Annotated in this window: 2 protein-coding genes; both read left to right on the top strand. The window is 31.5% G+C overall.

Annotated elements, in window-relative coordinates; genetic code table 11:
• Positions 1 to 275 precede the first annotated feature (275 nt).
• The gene (locus ACP7AT_RS15705) at positions 276 to 1,157 is read left to right on the top strand and encodes a DUF695 domain-containing protein (RefSeq protein ID WP_426065383.1); all 882 of its coding nucleotides are present in this window, start codon (positions 276 to 278) and stop codon (positions 1,155 to 1,157) included.
• A gap of 186 nt (positions 1,158 to 1,343) precedes the next feature.
• On the top strand, positions 1,344 to 2,081 hold the full coding sequence (locus tag ACP7AT_RS15700) for a hypothetical protein (protein ID WP_426065381.1): 738 nt from the start codon (positions 1,344 to 1,346) through the stop codon (positions 2,079 to 2,081).
• The last annotated feature ends 136 nt before the right edge of the window (positions 2,082 to 2,217 follow it).

Here is a 2,217-nt window from a genome sequence, read left to right as displayed (position 1 = left end):
CAATCTGCGCCGAATTTTTAACCTGATTGACCACAGTCTATTAAAACAATATTTAAAAGTATTGGCTTTATATTTTGGGACTCTAAGAGCAATTTTTAAAGCTTTTTACGGACTGTTTTGTTTTAAGAATGAAGAATGCTTTTTTCCAAAAAGAGTTTCAATTGTAGTTTAAATCACATATATTTACTTACTGATTAACTAAAATGAGTTCGTTTAAAGGTTTTTAGACGAACTGACGTTACCAGCAAGCATAGCGAAATACACAGAAACCGACAATGAAAAAAGTAATAATAGGAATAGTAATTTTATCTTTAACAACAACTGCATTTACAATGGGATTCTTTGACAAATTATTCGGTAAGACAAATTCTAAAAATCCAATAACAACTCAATCAAAAGTTGGACATCAAGAAGAATGGGAATTTTATTTAAGCAATGTAAACGATAAATTAGGTTCATTATTTATTGATCTTGGACTTCATAGAGTTGCCCCAATCGCAGACAAACCGAATATTGTTTGGGTTTCCATCAAAATGAACAATCCAAGAGAAGACGGACTTTCATCACAAGAAGAAAGTGAATTACTTGGTAAACTTGAAGATGCCTTGGTTGACAAGATAACAATAAAACATAACTCAATCTATGTTGGTCGACTTACATCGGCAGGGGACAGAGATTTGTACTTTTATTTTGGCGACACTACACTCTACGACAAAACAATCTCAGAAGTTATGCTTGCTTATCCTAAATATAAATTTGACTTCGGGACAAAAGAAGACAAAGAATGGGGTGGTTATTTTGATTTTTTATATCCGACACCACAACAATTTCAAAGCATTCAAAATAGACGTGTAATTGATCAACTTGAAAAAGGAGGCGACAAATTAATTAAAGCAAGAGAAGTTGATCATTGGATTTATTTTAAAACAGAAAAGGACAGAGAAGCTTTCCTTCAAAAAATATCTGATGATGGATTTAGTATAGTTGACAAAGATTATGATAAGAAGTTAGATGAAACACCATATAAGTTACACATAAAACGAGTTGATAAAGTTGACCAAAATAGTGTGGATGAATATGTAATTTATTTGTGGAAACTTGCAAATGAAACAAATGGAGATTATGATGGTTGGGAAACATCAATTGAAAAGGAGTAAATATGGCGAGAAAAAGAAGAAAGCCAGCTGGTAACAGCTATTACAACGGATTTGGGCAATTGGCTTAATGGAAAGTTGGTTTTGTATTTGGATGATTTGGCAAATCCGAAAATAGAGCTTAATTTATTCCCAAACCCGCTGTAGTAGCGGAACGTTGGCAGAAATATAACCAAAAATCCGGAGACAATGTTTTGGAATAAAAAACAAAAACTACCAGTTACAATTGATGACAAAGAATGGATTGAAGAAGGTTTACTTTTTCTTCGTGAAAATTTTAGTGCAGAACATTTTGACAATTTGCAGACCATAACACCGACAAAAGATTTTTATAATATTACTTTTAAAGGTAACGAAGAAGATGCTGAATTTATCTTAAAAAGAACAATGGAAATTATGATAATAAATGACACTGAAATTAATCTTGAATTTTTTTCTGATCAACCAGTAGAAATGGCAGATGGAACAATTTTATCAACACCAGCAGATATGAATGGCTCGTGGAAAAGTGCCGCAGGATTATATGAAGAGAAAAATGATGAAAAAACAATATATATTGAAAGAGGACAATTAAAAAACACGATTTCTTTAATCGCAACAATTTCTCACGAATTGTCTCATTTAATTTTATTAGGAGAAAATAGGATTGAAGAAAATGACGAGTATTTAACCGATTTGACTGCAATTGCATACGGATTTGGAATATTTATTGGGAATTCTAGATTTCAACATTCAACTTTCCAAAACTCAACTAACTTTGGATGGCAAATGAGTAAACAAGGTTATTTACCAGAACAGATAATTGCATATTCAATGGCTTGGTTGTCAAAACATAGAAAAGAATCAACAGATTACAAAAAATACCTTAACAAAACAATGGAAAAATATTTCACACAAAGCGAAAATTATTTGAAAACAGAAAAATAATATACGTCTGCCAACACACGTCAAACTGTCTAATAACCTCTCTTCTTCCCCATAAATTTATTTGTATTAAAAATCGCTCAAATAACTTGCGCAACTCGTTGATTTTTTGTACATTTAAGTATGAAATTCATCAACG

Origin of the sequence: Flavobacterium sp. DSP2-3-1, from assembly GCF_049896865.1 — a bacterium.
GTDB lineage: Bacteria > Bacteroidota > Bacteroidia > Flavobacteriales > Flavobacteriaceae > Flavobacterium.
Note: the sequence above shows the minus strand (reverse complement) of the source record. Positions and strands in the feature narration are given on the sequence as shown.